The 19,404-nt window shown below is 64.6% G+C and carries 15 protein-coding genes; 9 read left to right on the top strand and 6 right to left on the bottom strand.

Annotated features, from left to right (window positions below; translation table 11 throughout):
- The first annotated feature begins 1 nt into the window (after window position 1).
- The 8 genes from BXE_RS09490 (at window position 2) to BXE_RS09460 (ending at window position 11,151) form a co-directional block, all read left to right on the top strand.
- Window positions 2–1,066, top strand: a complete 1,065-nt coding sequence (locus BXE_RS09490) for an amino acid--[acyl-carrier-protein] ligase (RefSeq protein WP_011488100.1) — start codon at window positions 2–4, stop codon at window positions 1,064–1,066.
- Window positions 1,063–2,166: a DUF1839 family protein gene (locus BXE_RS09485; RefSeq protein WP_038456297.1), complete on the top strand. Its 1,104-nt coding sequence runs from the start codon at window positions 1,063–1,065 to the stop codon at window positions 2,164–2,166. Before BXE_RS09490 ends, BXE_RS09485 begins: the two co-directional genes overlap by 4 nt.
- Before the next feature lie 40 nt (window positions 2,167–2,206).
- The gene (locus BXE_RS09480; protein ID WP_011488098.1) at window positions 2,207–4,855 is read left to right on the top strand and encodes a glycosyl hydrolase 2 galactose-binding domain-containing protein; all 2,649 of its coding nucleotides are present in this window, start codon (window positions 2,207–2,209) and stop codon (window positions 4,853–4,855) included.
- A gap of 630 nt (window positions 4,856–5,485) precedes the next feature.
- Window positions 5,486–6,220, top strand: a complete 735-nt coding sequence (locus BXE_RS09475; protein ID WP_006048767.1) for a Crp/Fnr family transcriptional regulator — start codon at window positions 5,486–5,488, stop codon at window positions 6,218–6,220.
- Between the two features lie 35 nt (window positions 6,221–6,255).
- Window positions 6,256–7,641: an undecaprenyl-phosphate glucose phosphotransferase gene (locus BXE_RS09470; RefSeq protein WP_011488097.1), complete on the top strand. Its 1,386-nt coding sequence runs from the start codon at window positions 6,256–6,258 to the stop codon at window positions 7,639–7,641.
- Between the two features lie 2 nt (window positions 7,642–7,643).
- A complete protein-coding gene (locus BXE_RS09465) occupies window positions 7,644–8,597 on the top strand; it encodes a glycosyltransferase family 2 protein (protein ID WP_011488096.1) in 954 nt (317 codons plus the stop codon).
- Window positions 8,576–8,746 (top strand): hypothetical protein, encoded by a 171-nt coding sequence (locus BXE_RS46480; protein WP_158340892.1) that lies wholly within the window; start codon window positions 8,576–8,578, stop codon window positions 8,744–8,746. Before BXE_RS09465 ends, BXE_RS46480 begins: the two co-directional genes overlap by 22 nt.
- Window positions 8,743–11,151, top strand: a complete 2,409-nt coding sequence (locus BXE_RS09460; protein WP_011488095.1) for a polysaccharide biosynthesis tyrosine autokinase — start codon at window positions 8,743–8,745, stop codon at window positions 11,149–11,151. Before BXE_RS46480 ends, BXE_RS09460 begins: the two co-directional genes overlap by 4 nt.
- A 235-nt stretch (window positions 11,152–11,386) precedes the next feature.
- Here the strand turns inward: BXE_RS09460 and BXE_RS09455 are convergent, their stop codons facing one another.
- From BXE_RS09455 to BXE_RS09445, 3 genes are all read right to left on the bottom strand, one after another.
- Window positions 11,387–11,809 carry a helix-turn-helix domain-containing protein gene (locus BXE_RS09455; RefSeq protein ID WP_011488094.1) on the bottom strand — a complete coding sequence of 141 codons (423 nt, stop codon included), beginning with the start codon at window positions 11,807–11,809 and terminating at the stop codon, window positions 11,387–11,389.
- Window positions 11,806–12,105 (bottom strand): type II toxin-antitoxin system HigB family toxin, encoded by a 300-nt coding sequence (locus tag BXE_RS09450; RefSeq protein WP_007182193.1) that lies wholly within the window; start codon window positions 12,103–12,105, stop codon window positions 11,806–11,808. Before BXE_RS09450 ends, BXE_RS09455 begins: the two co-directional genes overlap by 4 nt.
- 256 nt (window positions 12,106–12,361) lie before the next feature.
- Window positions 12,362–13,585, bottom strand: a complete 1,224-nt coding sequence (locus BXE_RS09445) for a glycosyltransferase family 4 protein (RefSeq protein WP_011488093.1) — start codon at window positions 13,583–13,585, stop codon at window positions 12,362–12,364.
- A 168-nt stretch (window positions 13,586–13,753) separates the two neighbouring features.
- On the opposite strand from BXE_RS09445, the gene BXE_RS09440 reads away from it, so the two are divergent.
- On the top strand, window positions 13,754–15,040 hold the full coding sequence (locus BXE_RS09440; protein ID WP_038456300.1) for a glycosyltransferase family 4 protein: 1,287 nt from the start codon (window positions 13,754–13,756) through the stop codon (window positions 15,038–15,040).
- Between the two features lie 126 nt (window positions 15,041–15,166).
- On the opposite strand, the gene rpiA is transcribed toward BXE_RS09440, so the two are convergent.
- From rpiA to rnr, 3 genes are all read right to left on the bottom strand, one after another.
- Window positions 15,167–15,862, bottom strand: a complete 696-nt coding sequence (gene rpiA, locus BXE_RS09435; protein ID WP_011488091.1) for a ribose-5-phosphate isomerase RpiA — start codon at window positions 15,860–15,862, stop codon at window positions 15,167–15,169.
- A 66-nt stretch (window positions 15,863–15,928) separates the two neighbouring features.
- A complete protein-coding gene (gene rlmB, locus BXE_RS09430) occupies window positions 15,929–16,672 on the bottom strand; it encodes a 23S rRNA (guanosine(2251)-2'-O)-methyltransferase RlmB (RefSeq protein WP_011488090.1) in 744 nt (247 codons plus the stop codon).
- Between the two features lie 225 nt (window positions 16,673–16,897).
- The gene (gene rnr / locus BXE_RS09425; RefSeq protein ID WP_011488089.1) at window positions 16,898–19,399 is read right to left on the bottom strand and encodes a ribonuclease R; all 2,502 of its coding nucleotides are present in this window, start codon (window positions 19,397–19,399) and stop codon (window positions 16,898–16,900) included.
- Between the last annotated feature and the right edge of the window lie 5 nt (window positions 19,400–19,404).

Below are 19,404 nucleotides of genomic sequence, written 5' to 3'. Positions count from 1 at the left end.
GATGAACACGATGACCGATACCGCCGCCCTCGCGGCGGCCGCACAGCAGGCCGAAGCGCCGAGCTTTCGTGACGAACTGCTGGCCGCGGGCCTGTTGATCGATACCGGCGAAAACGGCCTGTACGGCCGCAGTCAGATTTTCGAGGACGTGGTGGACCGACTGAACGTGGCGATCACGCATCTGGGCGCGGACCAGCAGCCCGAAGTGCTGCGCTTTCCGCCCGCCATGCGCCGCACCGACTTCGAAGACAGCGAGTATCTGAAGAGCTTCCCGAATCTGGCCGGCACGATTCACTCGTTCTGCGGCGACGACATGGGCCACCGGCGCCTGTTGCGCGCGCTCGACGACGCCATGACCGAAAGCGACGACGACCGCAGCGACGCATGGATGGCGCAGCAGAAACCGACCCGCGTGGTGCTCACGCCGGCCGCCTGCTATCCGATCTACCCGGTGATGGCGCGGCGCGGTCCGTTGCCCGCGAACGGCCGCACGATCGACGTGCTGTCGTATTGCTTCCGTCACGAACCCTCGCTCGATCCCGGCCGCATGCAGATGTTCCGTCAGCGCGAATACGTGCGCCTCGGCAACGCCGAACAGGTGATGGCGTTCCGGCAGATGTGGATCGAGCGCGGCTCGCTGCTCGTCAACCTGCTGCAACTGCCGGTTGAAGTGGATCTCGCCAACGACCCGTTCTTCGGTCGCGGCGGCAAGATCGTCGCCGACAGCCAGCGTGCCCAGGCGCTCAAGTTCGAACTGCTGATTCCGGTGGCCGACCCGCGCGGCAAGACGGCTTGCCTGTCGTTCAACTATCACATGGAACACTTCGGCGCGATCTGGAAGATCGCGTGCGAAGACGGCACGGTCGCGCATACGGGCTGCGTCGGCTTCGGCATGGAACGCATCACGCTCGCGCTGTTCCGTCATCATGGGCTCGACGTGAACGCCTGGCCGGACGACGTGCGCGCGCTGCTGTGGGGCGATAGCGAAGGACGCGTCGCGCATGGCATCGCGTCCATGCGGACAGTGGCCGACGCGGCGGCGCAAAACGCCGGAGAGCGCGTATGAATCCGTCGATGACACCCCTGCCGAACGGCGCGTACACCACCTTCCCGCTGAGCCGGCGCGCCAATCCGCCGCCCGCGGGCGGCATCGCCACGGCTACGCCTGCCACGCCGGTCACGCCGGTCACGCCGGTCACGCCGGTCACGCGTTCGCGCGAGCATGCGCCGCATGCGCTGCATCAGGGCGAGCGCGTGTGGCAGGAGACCAACTGTTACGTCGACCTGTGGATCGAATTGCTGCATGGCTTCGGCCTCGATCCGCGCGCGGCGTTCGGCTTTACCGTCACGCAGGATTTCGAAGGCGACCAGTTCACCTTCTTCAAGTTTCCGCTCGAAGACATCGAACGGCTCTACGGCACCCAGGTGCAGGAACTGGCCATCTACGATTCGCTCGAAGCTCGCGTGCTCGCGCAGACCTCGCGCGGCCATACGGTGCTGGTGGAAGTGGACGGCTATTACCTGCCTAACACGCGCGCCACGTCGTATCGGCGTGAGCATCCGAAAACCACGGTGGGTATCGACTTCATCGATCCCGACGCGCGCCGTCTCGGCTATTTTCACAACACCGGCTATCACCAGCTCGACGGCGAGGACTACGACGGCGTGTTCCGCAAGCTGCCGCAATTCGCGCAGCAGCCCGATCTGCTGTTTCCGTACGTGGAATTCGCCAAGCAGGCGCGGCCCGCGCTCGAAGGCACCGCGCTGGCGGAGGCATCGGCGGAACTGCTGTGCGCGCATCTTGCACGCCGGCCGCTCGTCAATCCGGTTTCGCAATGGCGGGCCGCGTTTCCCGCGCATCTCGAGACGCTGCTCGAACGTGGCGAAAAGTTTTTCCACCCGTACTCGTTCAACCTGATGCGCCAGCTCGGCGCGAACTTCGAGTTTCTCTCGAAGTATCTGCTGTGGCTTTCCGCACAAGGCTTCGAGATTCCGGCATCGATTCCGGCGGCGGCGCAGAGCATTGCGTCGGAGTCGATGGTCATGCAGTTCCGGCTCGTGCGGGCCATTACCCGCGGGCGCCGCGATCTGTGCGAAGACTGCTTCGACGTGCTCGAAAGCGCTTACGAAAAGACGCTGCCGCCGCTGGCCGCGCTGGTGCTGTGACGCGCCGCGCGAAGCTTTGCGGACTTCTCAGGAACCTGCCGTGGATGGACTGACGATCAACCTCGCGCCCGCTGAAGGCGACGCGGGCGGTGCGCTCGTGAGCGCGCCCGACGAAGCCCGCAGCGCCGCGCAAATCGATATGCCTGTCGACGTCGCCCCGGCGCGGGCGCCGCAGACGCTCTGGCCGCAGCGACTCGACATCGGCTGGCAATGTGTCAGCACGCCGGCGGGCGCATGCGCGTCGCCGGCCGATTTGCCCGCGCACGGCTGGCTCGCCGCGCAAGTGCCCGGCACCGTCGCGAGCGCGCGGCGGGCCGCGGGCCTGCTGGACATTTCGCAGCCGCCGCCGCTTGCCTTCGACGATCACTGGTATCGCCTCGCGCTCGAAGGCACCGGCCAACGCCGCTTGCGCCTGCACGGCCTCGCGACCGTCGCCGAAGTGTGGCTCGACGGCGTCAGGCTTCTCGACTCCGATTCGATGTTCGTCACGCACGATCTCGACATCGAACTGAACGGCAACGCGACGCTCGCGCTGTGCTTCCGCTCCCTCACCCCGGCATTGGCGGCAAAACGTTCGCGCGCGCGCTGGCGGCCACGGCTCGTGTCGCCGCCCACCTTGCGCAACGTGCGCACCACGCTGCTCGGCCATATGCCGGGCTGGTGTCCTTCGGTGCAGGCGGTCGGGCCGTGGCGTCCCGTCGAACTGCTGGGCGACGCGCCTCACGCATTCGACACCGTGGACGTGTCGAGCCGGCTCGACGGCGACGACGGCGTTGTTTCGTTGACGCTACGTTTCCTTCGTCCACAGAATGATCCGAACTTGCGCGCCTCGTTTGAATGCGGGGACCGTGTTTCGTCTTTGCAATGGCGCGATGCATATACACTGACCGGCAGCGTGCGCGTGCCGTGCGCGCAGCGCTGGTGGCCGCACACGCACGGCGAGCCCACGTTATATTCATTGACGTTGCAGCTTGATGACGGACACCCCACATCTCACGTATTGGGTTTGATCGGCTTTCGCAGCATTGAAGTAGACCGCGGCGCCGACGGCATGGGCTTCGCATTGCGCGTAAATGGCCTGCCGGTGTTCTGCCGCGGCGCGTGCTGGACCAGCGCGGACCTCGTCACCCTCGACGGCAGCGAGGCGCAACTGCGCCACGCTTTCACGCTGGCCCGCGATGCTGGCATGAACATGTTGCGCGTGGGCGGCACGATGGTCTACGAGTCCGACGCGTTTTATGCGCTCGCCGACGAATACGGCATGCTCGTGTGGCAGGACTTCGCGTTGGCGAATTTCGACTACCCGACCGATGCCGCGTTCAGTGCGTCGATCGAACGCGAAGCCACCCAGTTCCTGACGCGTACCCGGCGCTTCGCCTCGCTCGCGGTACTGTGCGGCGGCAGCGAAGTCGACCAGCAGGCGGCCATGTTCGGCCTGCCGCCTTCGATGCGCGCGCAACCACTCTTCACCGAACGGTTGCCCGCCATCGTCGCGCGCGAACGCAGCGACGTGCCGTACGTGAGCAACTCGCCATCGGGAGGCGTGTGGCCGTTTTCGACTAACGAGGGCGTCACTCACTACTATGGCGTCGGCGCCTATCAGCGTCCGCTCGACGACGTGCGCCGCTCGCAAGTGCGCTTCGCCGCCGAATGCCTCGCCTTCGCCAACGTGCCCGACGACGCCACCTTGCACGACGCGCTCGGCACGATTCATCTGCACGATCCGCGCTGGAAAGCCGCCGTGCCGCGCGACCCCGGCGCCGGCTGGGATTTCGACGACGTGCGCGACCACTATCTGCAAACGCTGTATGGTGTCGAGCCCGCGCGCCTGCGTTACGAAGACCCTGAGCGTTATCTGGATCTGTCGCGCGCGGTGGTCGCCGAACTGATGGGCGACGTATTCGCTGAATGGCGCCGCAGCGGTTCGACATGCGGCGGTGCGCTGGTCTGGCAGCTTCAGGATTTGCGAGCCGGCGCAGGCTGGGGCTTGATCGATGCCACAGGACGGCCTAAAAGCGCCCTGCACGGCCTCGCGAAAGCGCTCCAACCCATTCAGGTGCTGATGACCGACGAGGGCCTCAACGGGCTCGATATTCATCTGCTCAACGAGCGCGCGCAGCCTCTCGTCGCACAACTCGAACTGGTCTGCCTGCGCGAGGGCAGCGTCAAGGTCGCCTCCGCAAGCTGCGAAGTCGAGCTTGCGCCGCACGGCGCGCAACGTATGAGCGCGGCCGCGTGCCTCGGCCAGTTCTTCGATTTCACGCACGCGTACCGCTTCGGCCCGCGCGCGCACGACGTGGTGATGGCCACGTTGCACGACAAGGCGAGCGGCGAGATCGTTTCGGAAGCGTTTTATCTACCGGAGCGGCGCGTTGCCGAACGCCACGATCTGGGCGTGAGCGTTGCCGCCGAGCGTAACGGCGACGGCTGGCAGCTCGTGATCGAAGCGAAGCGATTTGCGCGCTTCGTTCATATCGTTGACACACACTACCGCGCCGCGCACGACTGGTTCCATCTGCCGCCGAACCGGCGTTGCGTCGTGCCGCTCATCCCGCTCAAGCCGCTCATCTCGCACGACGGATTCGTTGCACACGCATCGAATGGCGCGTTTAAAGCTGATGCAACATACGCGGCGCCCGCCGGCGAAGTTCGCGCGGTCAATGCGATATCCGCCACGTTCTACGGCTGAACGTCTCCCTGCTCTGGCCACCCCTTCGCGAGGCGCGTAAAACCTCGCGCTGCGCGAATCCATCTGTCTGGTCTGCGGAATCACTGTTGGTTTTTCTCAGACTTTTGCGGCGCCAAAAACATCATCGGTGCGGCGCCGCACGCAACGTGTCGAACACATCTGAATCAATTCCGGCACATTCCGGACGCCGCATGAAAACACGCCCAGCAAGGCTGATTCACCCTTGAGACACCTGGCATTCACCCCCTTGCATCAGCCGCCGGCCCAATCCCAGCAAGGCATTGATCCAAACGAAGGGGCTGTGCGCAGCGCGCGGCGGGCGCGGGGCCGATGTACAGATTTGAAACAAAAAGCCGCGTTTGGCTTCGCGCCGCGCTAAGCCTTCGTGCGTTACCCCGCACCAGTCCTCGTTTTCCCTATCGCTGGCACGCTCCTCGCTAATAGAAGAGCGCAACACCGCGCCACCGCAAACGGAATCGACAACAACGGCGGCGGCGCATCAGGCCAATACGGGGCCGGTACTGTTCATCCTTCGCTGCTCGCCAGGCAGCACGTGTTCACCAGGGGATGCAGGCATCGGATCAAAAACAGAAAGTCACGCAGAGCGCGACTTTCACGCGAGGACCGATCATGTTGACACTTCAATCCGATTTGCACGGTAACCATTTGCTCGGCGCACTGCCGTCCCACGAATGGCAGGCACTGGCACCCCACCTGGAACTGGTTCACCTGCGCACCGAGCAATTGCTGTGTGACTCGGGTCAGCGCATTCATCATGTCTACTTCCCCACCACTGCGATCATCTCGATGCTCTCGACGATGGAAGACGGCAGCTCCGTCGAAATCGCCGCGGTCGGCCGCGAAGGCATGACGGGCGTGCCGGTGCTCACGGGCGGCGAAACCATGCCGAACCGCGTGCAGGTTCAATGCGCGGGCTTCGCGTACCGGATGAGCGCACAGGCGCTCAAGCAGCAATTCGCCCGCTCCGACTTTCTGCGCCGCCTGATGCTGCTGTATATGCACGCCCTGCTCACGCAAGTCGCGCAAACCGCCGCCTGCAACCGCCATCACGCGCTGAACAAGCAACTGTGCCGCTGGTTGCTGATCGAGGTGGACCGCGTTGCATCGAACGATCTCACCGTGACCCAGCAACTGATCGCCGACATGCTCGGCGTGCGCCGCGAGGGCATTACCGAAGCAGCCGGCAAGTTGCACGACGAAGGCCTGATCCATCACAGCCGCGGCCACATCAAGGTGCTCGACCGCAAAGGACTCGAAGCACGCGCCTGCGAATGCTACGGCCTCGTCAAGCGCGAATTCGACCGCCTGCTGCCGCGTCTGCGCCAGGCCGAAACCGTCGAATAAGCGCTGGTCCGTCCGACTAATGGGTAGAGTCAAAAATGTTCAGGAATACTGCGCGATTCCTCGACGCACTCTTCGTGATTGCGGGAGGCCTGCTCGCTCACTGGATGCGGTTCTCGACGCCGATTGCGCTGGCGGACACCGAGCGTCTTCTGATCGCCTTCAACTGCGTACTGGTCCTGCTGCTGTTTCCCGGCTTCGGGGTCTATGAAACCTGGCGCGGCAAGCACCTGTCGTCCATGCTGGCGAGAGTGGCCGCCGCGTGGATGGTGGTGGTCGCCACCGCGCTCTTTCTCGCGTTCACGCTGCATCGCATGGATGCCGTGTCGCGTTTGTGGTTCGGCTACTCCACGCTCATTTCCGGCGCGCTGATCATCGTCACCAAGTGCCTCGTGCACGTGGCGCTGCGCATCGTGCGGCGCCGTGGGATGAATTACCGCACCGTGGCGATTGTCGGCGCGCCCGGCTTCGCACGCACGCTGCTCGCTCATCTCGAACATGCGCCGCAAGCCGGCTTCAAGCCGGTGTGCGTATTCGACACCAGCATCGAAGCGGCCGAATCGTACGGCGCGCGTCTGAACCGCCTGCCGGTACTGACCGATCTGGACGCCTTCGCCGCCAGGGTGCGGGAAGAACACGTGAACGAAGTGTGGCTCGCGTTGCCGCTTTCCGAAGAGCGTACGATCTACCGGTTCACGCGCATGTTCCGGCATGACTTCGTGAATCTGCGCTTCATTCCCGATGTGCGCAGCCTGTCGCTTTTCAATCACGCGCTGGTCGATGTCGTCGGTTTACCCACGCTCAATCTCAGCGCGACGCCGTTCTCGTCGCCGCAGATGTGGCCGAAGCTGATCTTCGACCGCCTGTTCGCGGCGGCCGCGCTGCTCGCGCTCGCGCCGGTGTTCGTGGTGCTCGCCATCGGCATCAAGCTTAGTTCGCCGGGACCGGTGTTCTTTCGCCAGATTCGCAAGGGCGTGGACGGCCAGCCGTTCGCGATCTACAAGTTCCGTTCTATGACCGTGCATCACGAAGCGCAGGGCCAGCTCACCCAGGCCTCGCGCAACGACGCCCGCGTCACCAGGCTCGGCGGCTTCATGCGCCGCACGAGCCTCGACGAACTGCCGCAATTCCTCAACGTGCTGCTCGGGCAGATGTCCGTAGTCGGCCCGCGTCCGCATGCGCTCGAGCACGACGATCTCTACAAGGATCAGGTGTACGGCTACATGTACCGCTACCGGATCAAGCCGGGCATTACCGGCTGGGCGCAGGTCAACGGCTATCGCGGCGCCACCAGCAAGGTGGAAAAGATGGAAGCGCGCGTCAAGTTCGATCTCTTCTACATCTATAACTGGTCGTTCTGGTTCGACATGAAGATCGTGTTCATCACGATCTTCAAGGGCTTTGTCGGCCGCAACGCATTCTGATCATGCCAATACGGGAACCGTTCGTGAAAGTCTCCGTGATCGTGCCGACCTACCGGCGCACCGCCGACCTGGCGCGCTGCCTCGCGGCACTCGACGCCCAGGAGCGCCGCGCCGACGAAGTGATCGTGATCGCGCGCCACGACGATTACGCCACGCTCGACTGGTTGCGCACCCGCGAGGCCAGCCGGCCCGATCCGCGCCGCCTGGTCGTGCTGGTGCGCAAGCCGGGCGTGGTTGCCGCGTACAACCTCGGCATCGAAAGCGCGAGCGGCGACGTGCTGTGCTTCACCGACGACGACGCCGCGCCGCACGCCGACTGGGTCGCGCGGATCGCGCGCGCTTTCGAACGCGATGCGACGCTCGGCGGCCTGGGCGGACGCGACATCGTGCATGAACGCAACGGCATCCCGCAGGGGCAGAAGCCGCGCGTGGGCATCGTGCGCTGGTATGGGCGGACCATCGGCAATCACCATATCGGCCACGGCGAGGCGCGCGAAGTCCACGTGCTCAAAGGCGTGAACATGTCGTTTCGCCGCGAGGCGATCGGCGCGCTGCGCTTCGACGCCCGCTTGCTCGGCACCGGCGCGCAGGTCCACTGCGAGATGGCCTTCAGTCTGGACGTGCAGCGGCGCGGCTGGAAACTGATCTACGACCCGACGCTGCTGGTGGAGCACTTCCCTGCCCAGCGCAGCGACGAAGACCAGCGTTTCATCTTCAACGACGCGGCTTTCTATAACGCGTCGTTCAATCTCCGACTCATCATGTGCGAATACCTGACGCCACCCGGCCGATGGGCGTTCGTCGTTTACTCGACGCTGATCGGCGATCGCGCGGACCCGGGGTTCCTGCGCGCATTGTCGCTCGCGTTCGAGCGCGGCGGCGTGGCACTTGCGCTTCGCAAATGGCGGGTCGGTTTACGCGCAATGCGCGGGGCATGGCAGGAAGCGATGCGCTGACCGATCGACGCATCGGATCGACGCAGCGGTTTCTCGCGAGGGACCACGACATGATCATCAAAACAATGGCCGCCGGGCTCGCGGCCATAACGCTCTGCCACACCGCGCAGTTGTTCAGAAAAATTGCTCGCAACGGGGAATCACTATGAGTACATACGACATGCTGGAACCGGGACCGGCGCCCAGCAGCGACGAAGATGCCGTGCTGCGCGACCTCCTGCGCATGGTCATGGATCAGATCTGGTGGGTGATCGGCATTGCCGCGAGCGTGATTCTCGCCGCGGTGCTCTACACGAAGATCGCCACACCGATCTATTCCGCCGACGCGCTGCTGCAGGTCGACGCGCAGAGCAGCAACAACGGCAGCGGGCAGGCGCAGAACTCGGCGTCGCTGATGCCGACGGTCGGCCCAATGCACACCGACGCCGAAATCGAGATCGTCAAGAGCCGCGCCGTGGTCGAACCCGTGGTCGAACAGTTCAAGCTGAACTTCACCACGTCCGCGAAATCCGTGCCGGTGCTCGGCAAGATTTCGGCGCTGTTCGCGCGTCCGGGTCATCCGCTCGGCGCGGCCTTCGGCATGGATTCGTATGCGTGGGGCGGCGAGCAATTCGAGGTCCAGTCGATCACCGTGCCGAAGTCGCTCGAAGGCGCGCGCCTGACCTTGCGCGCGCTGGATCGCGGCCGCTACGAACTGAGCGACGCGTTCGGCCAGCAGATCCTGACCGGCGTGGCCGGCCAGGAAGCCGAAGGCAGCGGCGTCACGCTGTTCGTGAAGACACTGGTGGCGCGTCCCGGCACCGAGTTCTACGTGACGCGCTACAACCAGCTCGACGCGGTCAACGGCCTTGCGGCCGGTTTGCAGGTCACGGAGAAAGGCCGCGACACCGGCGTCGTGCAACTGTCGTACACGGGCACCGACCCGCACGCGATCACCGACATCGCCAACGCGGTGGCGCAGTCGTATCTGAAGCAGCGCACCGAGCGCGCGCAGGAAGAAGCGAGCCGCATGCTGACCTTCCTGAACGGCGAATTGCCGCGCCTGCGCGAAGAAGTGAAGAGGACGGAAACCGCCTTGTCGGAGTATCAGTCGAAAGTCGGCTCGTTCTCGTTCCAGCCGACTCAGGAAGCCGGCGTGTACCTGGCGGGCGGCCTCGACTACGACAAGCAGCTCGGCACGCTGCGCATCCAGCGCGCGCAACTGTTGCAGCGTTTTACCGAAGCCTCCCAGGAAGTGCAGCAGGTCGACGCGCAAATCGCCGCGATGACGCGCGAGAAAAAGCGCTTCGAAGATCACTTCGCGTCATTGCCGAGTTCCGAGCGCAACGCCATCGCGTTGCAGCGCGATGCGAAGGTCGCGGAAGAAATCTATGTGACGCTGCTGAACAAGACGCAGGAGCTGTCGATTTCGCGAGCCGGCACGATCGGCAACGTGCATATCATCGACGAAGCGTTGCTGCCGTCCCAGCCGGTGCGGCCAAAGTCGGCGCTGATCATTTCGGCGGGCACGGTGCTCGGCGTGATCGGCGGCATTCTGTTCGCGTTCTGCCGCCGCACGTTCTTTACCGGCGTGTCCGATCCGGAGTTCGTCGAACGGCGCTTTCATCTGCCGATTTTCGGTTCGATCGCCTTCAGTCCGGAACAGGCGCGCAGCGACCGGCAATTGAGCGCAACGCGTCGCGCCGCCCTGCCCGCGCCGCGCTCCACGCCCACGGAAGTACGCGCGGCCGCCGACGAACCCGCGGGCGTCATGCGGCTGTTGCGGCCGCGCCCGGCGGCCGGTGGTCAAGCCAGTGTGCCGGTGGGTACGCAGACCATCATCGGCTCGGGCAAGACACCGATACGGCCGCTGCTGGTCAAGACGCATCCGTACGATACGACCGTGGAAGGCTTGCGCGGTCTGCGCGCCACGCTGCAATTCGGCCTGCTCGACGCGCCCAACCGGATCGTCGCGATCACGAGCCCGGCGCCTTCGGACGGCAAGAGCTTTTTGTGCGCGAACCTCGCCGCGCTGATGGCGGAATCGGGCAAGCGCGTGCTGCTGATCGACGCCGATCTGCGGCGCGGCCGGCTCGCGCACTATCTCGGCCGCTCGCCGAACGGCGGCCTGACCGAACTGCTGACCGGAGAAGCGGACCTCGAAGCCGTGGCGCGCGCGACCGGCGTGGACGGCCTGCACTTCATCGCGGCGGGCGCTTATCCGCCGAATCCGTCGGAGATTCTGACGTCGTCGCGCTTCAGTGAGATTCTTGCGCGCTTCGAGCAGGAGTTCGATCTGGTGATCGTGGATACGCCGCCGCTGCTGGCCGTGGCGGACGCGGCGGTGATCGCCAACATCGCTGGGTCCACGGTGCTGGTGATGCGCTCCGGCGCGCACACCGAAGGCCACGTGGCCGATGCGCTGAAGAAGTTGCGGCGCGCGCGGGCCCGGGTGGTGGGCGGCGTGATGAATGCCGTGCCGCTCAAGAGTCACAATCGCAACGGCACGTACGACTATGCGTATGCGTACACGTACTCCGCCGGCGATCCGCCCGATATTCACGCGCCAGGCTAGAGCGCGTTGAGCGGGATAACGGAAAGGGCTGCGCCGCATTGAGGGCGCAGCCCTTTTGTATTGGGCGGGACGGGGTATTCAAAGCAGAGGACAGAGGACAGGCACCGATACCGGCAGCTGGAAATGCCGCCGATAGCGCATGGATAGAACCGAAGTGAACCGAAGCGAAGTGAAGGACGGGAAAAAGCTTGCCGGTCAGCGCAGCGCACGGCACAAGGCCGGCGCGGCACCGTTCTTACAGAAACGCACTGACGTCGGTATGAAAACGCACGGCCAGGGCCTTGGCCACCTTCTTGCTGATGGCGCGGCGGCCCGCAAGAATATCGCTCACCACGGTGGGCGATGCGATACCTATCAGGTCCTTCTGCCTGAGCCCATGCGTTTCCAGCAAATGACGCAACACCTCGCGCGGCTCCGCTTTTGGAATCGTGACGTTGTGCGCTTCCCAGCTCTCGATCAGGTCCGTCACGATCGCGAACAGATCGGACAGCGGATCCTCCTCGTTGCCGTTCAGATGATCGGCAAGCGAGTTGGCGAGCCGCACCATTGTCTGGTAGTCCTGCTCGTTGCGAATGGGCGTGATCGGCAACTGGGCTTGCAGCGTGGCCCAGGTTTGTGCGATGTCGGGAAAACCTCCCGGAAGGCGATCGGCATTCATGAGTTTAGATTCTTCCTCGTCCAAAGGTCGTACTCCGCATGCGTCAATACATGACGAACGAATAACGACTGCCTGTTGTAGTGAATCGCCGCAACGATCCGGAACCGGTTGCCGCCTACATCGAAAACGGTGTATTGAGGCGGCACGTAGTCCACGCCGGCGAACGTCTGCTTCAGGTCGTTATAGCCATACGCGAGGCATGCCTGCGCCAGTGAATACCATGTCAATAGCGCACTGCGCGCCCCCGGATGTCTGTTTATGAAGTCCAGCAACGCTTTCTTTGAAATGACCCGCATTCGGATTTCCTCGCACGTATTCGCGCGCTGAACGTGCGCGCGCCACCTGCAAGGCTAAACGGAGCGAATCGACACCGATAGCCGGCCGGAAGGCATAGTCCGAACGGCTGTTTACAACTTACTGCGGTACCACGAACAGCATTTTATTCGCATGTTGCGAAGTTCGCAATATGCGAATAATGAGACAACCTACCGCTGTCCCGCGGTCGTCTCGCCACCATGCGCGGGCCGGCCGACGTGGTCGCCTGCGCGCCCGTCAGCGGCCCCAACTGCTTTTCGGCGCCGGCTCGGCCGGCCAGCGCAGATCCTGGGCCTGGGCGGCCGGATCGGGCTCGACCCGCTCGACTGCCCCGACCCGTTGACGCAAACCCGCCGCCGCGATCGTGCGCGTGACCTCGGCCATGAATGCGCGCCGGAACACCGCTGCCGAAAACCGTTCCGCGTTCGCACGGCATGCCGCGGGCGTGATCTGGTTGCGCTGACGCTCGAAGCGATCGATCGCGTCGAGCATCGACACCACCGTCTGGCGCGCGAAATACACGCCGGTGGGATGCGCCTCGCCGATCGGCACCACGGTTTCGAGCGCGCCGCCCTTGCCGAATGCGATGACCGGCGTGCCGCATGCCTGCGCTTCGAGCGGAACGATGCCGAAGTCCTCTTCGGCGGCGAACACGAAAGCTCGCGCGCGTTGCAGGTGATCCTTCAGGACCTCGAACGGCTGATAGCCGAGGATCGTCACATTCGAGCGGGCCTTGGCACGGATCGTCGCCATCTCCGGCCCGTCGCCGATCACGATCAGCTTGCGGTGCGGTGTGGCATTGAAGGTCTCGACAATCAGATCGATACGCTTGTAAGGCACCATTCGCGAAGCAGTCAGATAAAAGTCTTCCTTGCGCGTGCACAGTTCGAATTCCTGCACATCGACGGGCGGAGGAATCACGGCTGCATCGCGCCGGTAGGTTTTCATCACGCGGCGTGCCACGAACTGCGAGTTCGCTATCAACCGGTCGACGCCGTTCGCCGAATGCGAATCCCAACCGCGCAAGTAGTGGAGCAGCGCGCGCGCCGCCCACGACTTCGGTCCATGCGTCAGATTCGCTTCGCGTAGGTACTGATGCTGCAGATCCCACGCGTAGCGCATCGGTGAATGCACATAACTTACATGCGTCTGATCCGGGCCGACCAGTACACCCTTGGCGACCGCATAAGAACTCGTAATGATCAGATCGTAGCCGGACAGATCGAACTGTTCGACGGCAAGCGGCATCAACGGCAAATAAGCTCGATAGTGGCGTCGCGCGAACGGCAGCCGCTGAATGAACGATGTCGTCACGGGCTTGCCGCCCAGGGGTCTACGGTCTTCGAGGAAATCGACGAGACTGAAAAGATCCGCGTCGGGAAAGCACTCGATGATCTGCTCAAGCACCTTCTCCGCCCCGCCCGGCGCGACCAGCCAGTCGTGCACGATCGCCACTTTCATGATCCCCCCGATTTTTAATTAACGCCTCTTGGGCTTAGCAACGAGTGTATGTGGCGCATCGTTGGCTGTGCGTGCGCGTGCCCACATTCGACGCGCGACTGTACGCGAATAATCAGGTATCGCCATTCGCCTATTGCGAACCTGCGCCTTCCATTACTTCGCCTTCCTATGCGCCCGACGATCGAAGCCTCGCCACTCGCCCCGCTTACTCATTCCTTGCAACGGGTTCAGCCCGCGCTGATCGATCCACCCGCTGCAGCCGCGCCTTCCGCGTCGGCGGCAACCGCCGCGGCGCTCGCGATACCTCGCGTGCTGTTCGTCGATCAGAGCGGCCAGCTCGGCGGCGCTGAATTCGCGCTGCTGCAACTTGCAGGACATTGCGCCGCGCGCAGCGAAGTCGTGCTGCTTTCCGACGGCCCGTTTCGCGCACGCCTCGAAACGCTCGGCGTGCGCGTGCAGGTGATCAACGACGCGCGCGTGTCGAACGTCGAACGGCAGGCGTCGGTGTTGAACTGTCTGCGCGTCGTGCCCGGCATCCTGCGCCAGGTGCGCGCAATCGCCACGCGTGCACGGCGTTTCGACGTGCTGTTTCTCAACACGCAGAAAGCGCTGGTGCTCGGCGCGCTCGGCAAACCGCTGCATCGCAAACCGGTGATCTGGTATCAGCACGACATTCTCACGCGCGAGCATTTCGGGCGCGTGCAGTTGAGTGTCGTCAAATGGCTGGTGCGTTTCGCGGTCGATCACGTGGTGGTGAACTCGCAGGCGTCGGAGCGTTCGCTCGCGGCGCTGACCGGCAACGCGGCCGGATCGGCGCCGGTCGTCTACAACGGTATCGACGCCGCCGCGTTCAGCCGTGTGAACGGCAGCGACATGGCCGCGCTGCGGCGGCGCCTCGGCTTGCCGGAAACGGCCTGGCTCGCGGGTCTGTTCGGCCGCCTCGCACCGTGGAAAGGCCAGCATATCGCGCTCGACGCGCTCGCGCGCTTGGCCGACGCGCATCTCGTGCTGGTCGGCGCCCCGCTATTCGGCGAGGATGCGTATGCGCAGCGCCTGCGCGAGCAGGCCGCGACGCTCGGCGTGACCGATCGCGTGCACTTTGCGGGCTTTCAGGACGACGTGCCCGCGTGGATGAAAGCGATGGACGTGATCCTGCATACATCGACCGAACCGGAGCCGTTCGGCAGAGTGGTGGTCGAAGGGATGGCGGCGGCGCGCCCGGTGATCGCCTCGGCGGCCGGCGGCGTGACCGAGATCGTGCGGCACGGGCACAACGGCTGGCTGGTGAAACCGGGGGATGCCGCGGCGCTCGCGGAAGCGATCGGCACCTTGCGCGCCGATCCGGCCTTGGCGCAGCGTCTTGCCAAACAGGCGCTGGCCGATGCGCAAACGGAATTTTCGGTGGAGCAGTATTTGCAGCGGATGACGCAGGAGATCAGGCAGGCCGCGCGTTGATGCTCGCATGAATGCTCGCGTCAATACAGGCTGACGCACGTTCACGCATGTCGACTCGAGTCCCGCATTCGCTGTCTGCGCGAGCCGGTCGACCCGAGCTCGCGCGCGACGCTCGGGCAGCGTTGCTCAACCCTTGCTGAACCTGATCGTGTCGACGCCGGTGTCCGTGCCGAGCAGACACAGATCAGCGCCACGGCTCGCGAACAATCCCACCGTCACCACGCCCGGCCACGCGTTGACATGCGTTTCCAGCGTGCGCGGGTCGCTGATGCGCAAACCCTTGACGTCGATGATCTCATTGCCGTTGTCGGTAATGAACGGCACGCCTTCTTTAGTGACGCGCACCACCGGCACGCCGCCGAGTGCCGTGACGCGGCGGCCGATCGAGGTGCGCGCCATCGGCACCACTTCGATCGGCAGCGGGAAACTGCCGAGCGTTTCCACCAGCTTGCTGGCGTCCGCGATACATACGAACACGTCCGACACCGACGCCACGATCTTCTCGCGCGTGAGCGCGCCGCCGCCGCCCTTGATCATCGCACCGCTGTGATCGATCTCGTCGGCGCCGTCCACGTACACCGGCAGCGAATCGATTTCGTTGAGATCGAGCACCTTGAAACCGTGCGACTGCAGCCGCGCGGTGGTGGCGAGCGAGCTCGACACCGCGCCGCGATAGCGCGTCTTGCCGGCGGCCAGCGCGTCGATGAAGCAGTTAGCGGTGGAGCCGGTACCGACGCCGATCACCGAGCCTTCGGGCACGTTGGCGTTGACGTAGTCGGCGGCGGCCTGGCCGACCAGTTGTTTGAGTTCGTCTTGAGTCATGGGAGAGGCTGGCGGGCAGTAGAAAAACGGTAGTTTACCGGAGTGGCGCGCGAGCGCCGGCCGGGCTTACTTCTTCACCGAACGCTGCCGCACGGCTTCGAACAGACACACGCCGCTCGCCACCGAGACATTCAGGCTTTCCACCGTGCCCGCCATCGGAATCTGCATGACCACGTCGCAGGTGTCGCGCGTAAGGCGGCGCATGCCCTCGCCTTCGGCGCCCATCACCAGTGCCACCGGACCGTCCAGCTCCGTGTCGTAGAGGCTTTTGGTGGCCTCGCCGGCCGTCCCGACGACCCACACGCCCGCATCCTTCAACTCACGCAGCGCGCGCGCCAGATTCGTCACGGTGATGTACGGCACGGTGTCGGCCGCGCCGCTCGCCACCTTCGCGGCCGTCGCGTTCAAACCTACCGCGCGGTCACGCGGCGCGATCACCGCGTGCGCGCCGGCGGCATCGGCCACGCGCAGGCAGGCGCCGAGGTTGTGCGGATCGGTCACGCCGTCGAGCACGAGAATCAGCGGCGAACCGTTGATGCCGTCGAGCAGCTCGGCCAGGTTCTGCGCGAGCGGCATGTCGCCCGCGCGCGCGACCACGCCCTGGTGGCGCTCGGTGTGCGCGAGGCCCCACAGACGCGTTTCGTCGGCGGCGATCAGGCGCACGCCGGCTTCTTTGGCCGCGTGCAGGAATTCGGTCATGCGACGGTCTTTGCGCGTTGCGTCGTAGTAAACATCTTCGACTGTCGACGCATCGTGCCGGATACGCGCGGTCACTGCGTGGAAACCATATAAAACCTTGAGACGTGCCATGACTGATACAACCTTTGATTGAGCGCGCGTGCAACATGCGCTGCTGTGATGAATATGAATGTGCGCGAACCTGTCCGCCGCGCTTGTCTGCCGCGCTCGACTGCCGCGCTCGCTTGCTGCATTTCGCCGCCGCGCTCGAATGCCTCGCGGCGATAAAACGCAGACCGCGCGCAACCGGCACGTTGCTACGTGCCCGATGCGCGCGGTTCAGGCAGTCAGCCGGCTTCAGCGCTTCTTGCGTGCCTGCGGTTTCGACGCCGATTTGGTCGCGGCGCCGTGCTTCTTCGCCGCGCCGCGCGCCGCGCGTGCTTCCTTGACCGCCTCGGTTTGCGCGGGCGCGGCGCGCTTGCGACGCGCGCCCTGCGTTGCCGCTCCACCTTCCACCGGCGGCAGCGCACGCACGCGTGCACCGCCATTTTCAGCGGACGACTTGTCGGTCCCCGACCCACGCACCAAAGGCGGCTTGATCGGCGTGTCGCGCACGAGCCGGAAGTCGATCTTGCGCGCGTCGAGATCGACACGGCTTACCTGCACCCGCACGCGATCCGACAGGCGATAACGGATGCCGGTGCGCTCGCCGCGCAACTCGTTCTTGATCTCGTCGTACTGGAAGTAGTCCGAGCCGAGTTCCGTGACGTGCACGAGGCCTTCAATGAACAGCGAATCGAGCTGCACGAAAATGCCGAACGACGTGACGCCGTTCACCATGCCGCCGTACTCTTCGCCGAGCTTGTCGCGCATGAAGTAGCACTTCAACCAGGCTTCGACGTCGCGCGAGGCTTCGTCGGCGCGGCGTTCGTTGGCCGAGCAATGCAGACCGAGTTCTTCCCAGATCGCCACGTTGTTGCCACGCACGCGGCCGCGCTTTTCGTCGTCGGCCTGCTGCATGGCGCGAGCGCGTGGCGAGAGCGCCGTATTCAGCTCGACGCCTTGCGGCGGCTCCGGCTGATACTTGCGGCCTTGCAGGATCGCGTAGATCGCGCGGTGCGTGAGCAGATCGGGATAACGGCGAATCGGGCTCGTGAAGTGCGCATACGCCTCGTACGCGAGACCGAAGTGGCCGATGTTGTCCGGGCTGTATACCGCCTGCTGCATGGAGCGCAGCAGCATGGTTTGCAGCATCTGCGCGTCGGGCCGCTCGCGGATTTGCGCCATCAGCGCGGCGTAGTCGCTCGCGTGCGGCTTGTCGCCGCCGTTGAGCGTGAGGCCCATGCCGCGCAGGAAGGTGCGCAGATTCTCGAGCTTTTCCGCGGTCGGCCCGGCGTGCACGCGGAACAGCCCCGGATGTTTGTTGCGCTTGAGGAAGTCGGCCGCGCAGACGTTCGCGGCCAGCATGCATTCCTCGATCAGCTTGTGCGCGTCGTTCCGCGTGCGCGGAATGATCTGTTCGATCTTGCCCTGCGCATTGCAGACGATATACGTCTCGGTCGTATCGAAGTCGATCGCACCGCGTTTCTGGCGCGCGGCGAACAGCGACTTGTACACGCCGTACAGATTCTGCAGTTGCGGCAGCAACGCGGCGCGGCGCGCGGCCTCCGGGCCCTTGGTGTTCTTCAATACCGCGGCGACTTCCGTATAGGTGAGCCGTGCGGCCGAGTGCATCACGCCGGGATAGAACTGATACGCCTTCACCTCGCCGCGCGTGGTGACGATCATGTCGCACACCAGCACGCAACGGTCGACGTTCGGATTCAGCGAGCACAAACCGTTCGACAGTTTCTCCGGCAGCATGGGAATCACGCGGCGCGGGAAATACACCGAGGTGCTGCGTTCGATCGCGTCGGCGTCGAGGCCGCTCTTCGGATGCACGTAGTGCGAGACGTCCGCGATCGCGACGATCAGGCGGAAGCCCTCGCCGCGGCCGACCTGAACCGGCTCGCAGTACACGGCGTCGTCGAAGTCGCGGGCGTCTTCGCCGTCGATCGTGACGAGCGGCACGTCGCGCAGATCGATGCGATGACGCGCGTCGACCGGGCGCACTTCGTCGGGCAGCCGCGAGGCTTCGTCGAGCGCGGCCTGGCTGAATTCGTGCGGCACGCCGTATTTGCGCACCGCGATTTCGATTTCCATGCCGGGGTCGTCGATATCGCCGAGCACTTCCACCACGCGGCCGAGCGGCTGCGAATGACGGCTCGGGAAATCGGTCAGCTCGACCACCACCACCTGGCCGACCTTGGCCTTCTTGGTGTTCTGCGTGATCAGAATGTCGTGGCCGATGCGCTTGTCTTCGGGCGCGACGATCAGCGCGCCGTTCTCGTTGAGCAGGCGGCCGATCACGCGCTTGTTGGCGCGATCCGTGACTTCGACGATATGCCCTTCCGGACGGCCGCGCCGGTCATAGCCGACGATGCGCGCAAGCACGCGGTCGTTGTGCATGACCTTCTGCATCTCGCCGGTGGGCAGGAACAGATCGTCCTGACCGTCGTCGCGAACCAGAAAACCGTAGCCGTCGCGATGACCTTGCACGCGGCCGGCGACGAAGTTCGACGGATGAGTCAACTGATAGAGATTGCGCTGATCGAGCCGGATCTGGCCGTCGCGCTCCATCGCGCCTAAGCGCTTGAAAAATCCTTCGCGCTCCTGGCGCTTGATCGACAAGGCTTCGGCGATGTCGTTCGCGGCAAGCGGCGCTTCACTCGTGCGCAGGACGCCCAGGATTTCTTCGCGGCTTGGAATCGGATACGGGAATTTGCTCAAGGGCTTGTCGATGATTTTTTCTCGTTGCATGGACG

The organism is Paraburkholderia xenovorans LB400, from assembly GCF_000013645.1.
In the GTDB taxonomy this organism is placed as follows: Bacteria; Pseudomonadota; Gammaproteobacteria; order Burkholderiales; family Burkholderiaceae; genus Paraburkholderia; species Paraburkholderia xenovorans.
Note: the sequence above shows the minus strand (reverse complement) of the source record. Positions and strands in the feature narration are given on the sequence as shown.